Below are 5,706 nucleotides of genomic sequence, written 5' to 3'. Positions count from 1 at the left end.
CTCCTGCGGCGTCAGGCTCATCGACTCCCCCGTCCCACCCAGGATACACACCCCGTTGACCCCCGCCTTCATCTGGTACTCCAGCTCCGACGCCAATGTCTCCTCGTCCAGCTTCAAGTTCACGCTGAACGGTGTCAGCATCGATGTTATAACGCCATGTAACTTATGTACCACGACACTCTCCTTTACGATTCGATATACCCGTTTCCCTGATTATATTCCCCCGCCCTCTACCTGTCATTCCAAGCGCCGATGAAATATTCGCACCGCACCTTTCTTACATTTGACGTAGGGCTTCATCATAGTCCGCGTGCGAACCTATCCAGAACCATACCATGTCATCCCCGTCCGCACCCCTAACGCCCGGTAATTCAAGGAAATCCTTACAGAATAAATCGGCTCCGTTGGATGCACCCGTTTTAGGCGAAGACTCGGATGATTTGGGTTCTCGCTGAACCGCCGGTACGCCTCCCTTACCTCTCGCTGGACCCCTCGAGGCAGCCGCGAAAATCTTCGCCGGAAGCCCCGCGTGGTGGCCGATCTCACAGCTTGTCGGCTTCCAGTCCCTCCGTCCTCCCCTCCCTATGCTCCCGCAGCGCCTCCTCCGCCATCGACGCCAGCTTCTCCCGCGACTCCGCCAGCGCCCTATCCCACTTCCGTTCCGATGCCAGCTCCTCCAAAAGCCATGCCGCCACCGCTTCCTGCTCCCCTTCAGGTAGCTTGCTCATCTCATCAATGGCGCGCTTCACCAATCTACTGGTCACTGCTTCCTCCTGGTCTCCTGCGTTGCACCCTCATTCTATCACCCTCCGCCTCCCTCCAACTCGAGGCCGCCATGCCGCAAATCCCCGCCCGCTTCTGGCTTAACCTCGAGACCGACTACCAGCTCACCTGCGCCATCGGAAGATGCGGACACCGACGATAACCAGGAGGCTGTTGGTCCTACCCATGCCACACCCAAAAACAAAGGCGGCGCTCCCAAAGGCAACCAGAACGCCAGAAAGCACGGCTACTACTCCAAACACTGCACTCCGGGAGACCTCGTCCTCCTCGCTGAAATCCACAATACCGACTCTCACGACTTGTCGCCGGAAATAGACCTCATGCGCCTCAAGCTCGCCCGGCAAGTCAATAGTCCTTACCCCAACGAAGAACTCATCCTCAAGACAGTCCGCGCCATCACCCGAATGACCTACGTCCAGCACCGCATGACCCGCAAATAAGGTAGGAGGTCGAGCAACTTTGCTGCATACCAAAAGTCGCGAGACCCCGATGCTAATCGGGGTTGTTTTTGGCAGTTCTAGGCACAAAAAGAAACTTTATTTCGGTGAAACAACCCCCTGGGATTCGTTTCGCCCCCACAAAATCGAATCGCCCGGGAGGCTGTTTTGTCAAAATGCGAAAACAACCTCCTTCAAACCCCAGTGACAATCGTGAAAAAACAAAACGAATAAATCGACTCCGTGCCTAGCTGGTGCCTGAATAACCGGGTCGTTTTGGGAAAAAATCGCAAAACGACTCCCCCAACAAAAACCCGGAGGTTATATCTGGAACAATCAAAAAAACTTAAAACAAATAAACCAGGGTGGGGGCCGAGCGAAGCGAGTCCTGGTGAGCCTTTAGCCCTAGGCGAAGCCAAACGGGCAAGTACGTACTCGGACGCAGTCGAAGGACCTTTGCGCTTTCAACCACCATCCCAATCCCCTGCCCGCCCCCAATACACAGCGTCGCCAGCCCTCACGCCACGCTACTTTTTACCTTCTCCCCCTTGATGGGGGAGAACAGAAGAGAGGGTGAAACCCTAGCTCCACGCCCCGTCCGCCAGGCTAGGACACCCTTCACCATGGGGCAGGGCGGCGGGGCCTCCCTCCTCCCACTCGTTGCCCCCGCTTGCGGGGGAAAATACAAAGGGGGTTCCCCCTTCCCCTATGCCCCCTCAACTACCATCGCTATCCCTTGCCCGCCCCCAATACACAACGTCGCCAGCCCGTGCTTGCTACCCCGCTTCTCCATCTCATACAACAGCGTCGTCAGAATCCGGGCCCCGCTCGCCCCAATCGGGTGCCCCAGGGATATCGCCCCCCCGTTCACATTCGTCCTGCTCCAGTCCAGGTCCAGCTCCCTCCCCGCCGCCAGCACCTGGCTCGCAAACGCCTCGTTAATCTCCACCAGGTCCATATCTTGTATGCTTAAGCCGGCCTTCTCCAACGCCCTCTTCGACGCCCCCGCCGGCGCAATCCCCATCATCCGAGGCTCCAGCGCCGCCGATGCGTAGCTCCTGATCACCGCCATCGGCTCCAGCCCCATCCTGGACGCCCGCGACTCGCCCATCACCACCACCGCGCTTGCCCCGTCGTTAATCCCCGCCGAGTTCCCCGCCGTCACCACCCCCACCTTCTGGAACGCCGGCCCCAGCTTCGCCAGCTGCTCCATCGTCACGTTTGGCCTGGGGTGCTCGTCCGACGACACCACCACCGCCTCCCCCTTCGCCTGCGGCACCCTCACCGGTACTATCTCCTCCTTGAACCGCCCGCTCTCCACCGCCTTCTTGGTCCTCGACTGGCTCTCCAGCGCGTACAGGTCCACGTCCTCACGAGTCAGCCCGTACTTCGACGCCAGCTCCTCCGCCGTCACCCCCATGTGGCAGTCAATCATGCAATCAAATAGCCCGTCGTTAATCATAGAATCGACCACCTGCTCGTTCCCCATCCGGTACCCCCATCGCGCCTTCGGCAGCAAATACGGCGCCTGGCTCATGCTCTCGATGCCCCCCGCCACAATAACCTCCGCATCCCCCAGCCTGATGGCCTGCGCCGCCAGCGCCACCGACTTCAACCCCGACCCGCACACCTTGTTCACCGTCATCGCCGGCACCTCCACCGGCAACCCCGCCGCCACGCTCGCCTGTCGAGCCGGGTTCATCCCCTGCCCCGCGAAGATCACGTTCCCCAGGATGACTTCCTCTACCTGCCCTGGCTCCACGCCGGCCCGCCTCAGCGCCTCCGATATCACCACCGCACCCAGCTCCACCGCCCTCATAGACGCCAGTCCTCCCCCAAACCTCCCTATCGGTGTCCTCACCGCGCTGACAATAACTGCATTCTCCATGTGGAACCTCCCGCCGTGTCGAATCGTGTGCTTCCAGTATAAGCCAGACTGAGGCTTACGGTTACTTCGCCGCCGCGTTTGCCCCTCCAATCCTCCCAAACACCGCGCCGTGCATCAGGCCGCTGGCCCGCAGGCTGTCGTAGTAAAAGAAGCCGCCCACAATCTCCCCCGTGGCGTAGAGCCCCGGTATAGGCTTGTCCTCCGTGTCCATCACCTGCGCCTTGGTGTTTATCTTCAGCCCGCCGAAGGTGTACGTAATCCCGCCCGTGACCCGATACGCCGTAAACGGCGGCGAATCTATCGGCTGCGCCCAGTTGCTCTTGGCCGGCGTCAGTCCTTTCGTCGACTTCCCATCCAGCTTCTTGGCATCAAACGTCCCCCCCTGCACCGACTTGTTGAACTCCTCCACCGTCCTCCCCAGCCGCTTCCCCTCTATCCCCAGCTTCGACGCCAGTTCCTCAATCGTCTGTGCCGTCACCGGCTTCCCGCTCCCATACCTGTCCTCCAGCAGCCCGTCGGCCCTCCTGTCGAATATCTGGAACGCCAGCCCACGGGGCTGCTCCAGTATCTTCCGTCCCATGGACACAAACGTATGGAGCGGCACATCCTCCCCCTCGTCGGCAAACCGCTGCCCGAAGATGTTGACTGTTATCCCAAAGTTGTAAGACCGCCTAGGCAGCCGGTTCACCGAGTCCGTCTGCCCGTAGTCCGGCGCGTCCGCATCGATGGGCGTGGCATGGCACCCCGTCCACTGTCCCATCACCTTTGCCCCCAGCTCCAGCGCCGCGCGGTGCCCATCCCCTGTGTTGTACTTGGAGCCCCGTACCTTGGCCCGCTCCCACGGCCCGCCCAGGTACTTAAGCCGCATCTCCTGGTTGGCCTCAAACCCTCCGCAGGCCAGCACTACCCCCTTGCACCTCAGGTCATGCGTCCCCTCCTTATCCCGCACCATCACCCCGTTCACCGCCCCGCTCTCGTCTTGCAGCAGCTTCAGCATCTTCGTCTCGTACACCACCGTCACCCCGTGCTTCCGCGCCGCCTCGTAATGCATCTTTATCAAGCCGGGCCCCGACCCTACCGCCCCCGCCCCTATCCGTATATGGTCACCCCCCCGCTCGAACTGTATTCCCATCTTTGCCAGGAACTGTATCGTCGGGTACGACTCTTTGATCAGCGTATCCAGCAAATCGCTGTCCGTCATCCCCATAGTCCGCTCCAACATATCGCGCCGGTACTGCTCCGCCGTGTACGGCTTCACATCGCCGCTTACCGACTGCGGGTCCGCCAGCACCGCCCTCAAGTCCTTGGCGCCGGTGTGCGTAAACCTGAACCCGCCTCCCGTATACGGGCAGTTTCCTCCCCGGGCCTCCGGCGGCGCCTTCTCCACCACCAGCGCCTTAGCTCCCTTGTCCCGCGCCGACAGCGCGGCGGACAGCGCCGCATTGCCCCCACCCACCACAATAACGTCATAGTCCAGATGTGTCGTCATTTACTTTGCTCCTGCTATCTATTTCCAAACCTTTAACATCGGTTTCTGTGATAACCTGGGTTGCGAAAAGTGGCTACAGTATATACGCTGGCCCGCTGCCTTTCAGCCCAAACTTAAAATCCATCCCTCTTCACACAGTCGCTATTTAAAAGTGCTATCCTTATTAGGCATACGAATTTCGTACGCCATCTTTCCATACTCCTTAACCTATCAACGCTAAAGGACTATTTCCTCATGCCTGACCTGGTCATCAAAGCTACTGACGTTCAAAAGACCTACGATACCGGCAAGGTCAAAGTCCACGCCCTTCGAGGCGTCGACCTGCAGGTAAAGCGCGGCGAAATGGTGGCCATCATGGGTCCCAGCGGCTGCGGCAAGACCACCCTTCTCAACTGCCTCTCGGGCCTCGACTCCACCGACGCCGGCGAAATTTGGATCGAAGACCAGGAGCTGCACAAGCTCCCCGACGACCAGCGCAGCGACTACCGCGCCAAGCGCATGGGCTTTATCTTCCAGCACTACAACCTCCTGCCCGTCCTCTCCGCCGTCGAAAACGTGGAGATGCCCCTCCTCGTCTCCGGCGTCTCCACCTCCGAGGCCCGCAAAAAATCCCTGGATATCCTTTCCATGGTCGGCCTCGCTGACCGCGCCCATCACCTCCCCGCCGAGCTTTCCGGCGGCCAGCGCCAGCGCGTCACCATCGCCCGCGCCCTGGTCAACACCCCCGCCATCATCTGGGCCGACGAGCCCACCGGCGACCTGGACAGCGATACCACCTCCGAAATCATGGACCTCATCGTCCAGCTCAACAAGACTAACAACCAGACCTTTATCATGGTCACTCATGCCCTGGACGTCGGACAGCGCGCCCACCGAATCGTCCGCATGCGCGACGGCAAGATAGTCGACGACGGCCTCAAGAGCCGGCCTGCCGCGGCCCAAAGCCCCAAGGTAGGTTAAAAGGGTATGGAAGAACTCTTCGGCCTCTCCATGAACGTCCTCATGTGGGTCCTGCTCGCTATCTTTGGCGCCATCATGGCCGTGGTGCTGGTCATGGCCCTTCGCAGCGGCGTCATGCTCAAGCTCGGCCTCCGGAACCTCCCCCGCAG

6 protein-coding genes and 1 pseudogene are annotated in these 5,706 nt (G+C 60.3%); 1 reads left to right on the top strand and 6 read right to left on the bottom strand.

Annotated elements, in window-relative coordinates:
• From FJ320_12705 to tcuA, 6 genes and pseudogenes are all read right to left on the bottom strand, one after another.
• Window positions 1-174: 4-hydroxy-tetrahydrodipicolinate synthase (locus FJ320_12705; protein ID MBM3926804.1), on the bottom strand; the 174-nt coding region annotated here is incomplete at its 3' end.
• Window positions 175-277: 103 nt separating this feature from the next.
• A pseudogene (locus tag FJ320_12700) lies at window positions 278-546 on the bottom strand (hypothetical protein).
• Window positions 543-728, bottom strand: coding sequence for a hypothetical protein (locus tag FJ320_12695; protein ID MBM3926803.1), 186 nt, complete (start codon window positions 726-728; stop codon window positions 543-545). Before FJ320_12695 ends, FJ320_12700 begins: the two are co-directional and overlap by 4 nt.
• 159 nt (window positions 729-887) lie before the next feature.
• Window positions 888-1,079, bottom strand: a complete 192-nt coding sequence (locus FJ320_12690) for a hypothetical protein (GenBank protein ID MBM3926802.1) — start codon at window positions 1,077-1,079, stop codon at window positions 888-890.
• Between the two features lie 847 nt (window positions 1,080-1,926).
• Window positions 1,927-3,108 carry an acetyl-CoA C-acetyltransferase gene (locus FJ320_12685; protein MBM3926801.1) on the bottom strand — a complete coding sequence of 394 codons (1,182 nt, stop codon included), beginning with the start codon at window positions 3,106-3,108 and terminating at the stop codon, window positions 1,927-1,929.
• 61 nt (window positions 3,109-3,169) lie between these two features.
• On the bottom strand, window positions 3,170-4,597 hold the full coding sequence (gene tcuA, locus FJ320_12680) for an FAD-dependent tricarballylate dehydrogenase TcuA (GenBank protein MBM3926800.1): 1,428 nt from the start codon (window positions 4,595-4,597) through the stop codon (window positions 3,170-3,172).
• A gap of 234 nt (window positions 4,598-4,831) precedes the next feature.
• Between tcuA and FJ320_12675 the strand changes: the two genes are divergently transcribed.
• Window positions 4,832-5,557, top strand: coding sequence for an ABC transporter ATP-binding protein (locus FJ320_12675; protein ID MBM3926799.1), 726 nt, complete (start codon window positions 4,832-4,834; stop codon window positions 5,555-5,557).
• The last annotated feature ends 149 nt before the right edge of the window (window positions 5,558-5,706 follow it).

The organism is SAR202 cluster bacterium, assembly GCA_016872285.1.
Taxonomy (GTDB): domain Bacteria; phylum Chloroflexota; class Dehalococcoidia; order Lucifugimonadales.
Note: the sequence above shows the minus strand (reverse complement) of the source record. Positions and strands in the feature narration are given on the sequence as shown.

Coding starts and splice junctions, on each gene's coding strand:
- FJ320_12675 (MBM3926799.1), top strand. CDS start 4,832: ATGCCTGACCTGGTCATCAAAGCTACTGACGTTCAAAAGACCTACGAT.
- tcuA (MBM3926800.1), bottom strand. CDS start 4,597: ATGACGACACATCTGGACTATGACGTTATTGTGGTGGGTGGGGGCAAT.
- FJ320_12695 (MBM3926803.1), bottom strand. CDS start 728: ATGAGCAAGCTACCTGAAGGGGAGCAGGAAGCGGTGGCGGCATGGCTT.
- FJ320_12685 (MBM3926801.1), bottom strand. CDS start 3,108: ATGGAGAATGCAGTTATTGTCAGCGCGGTGAGGACACCGATAGGGAGG.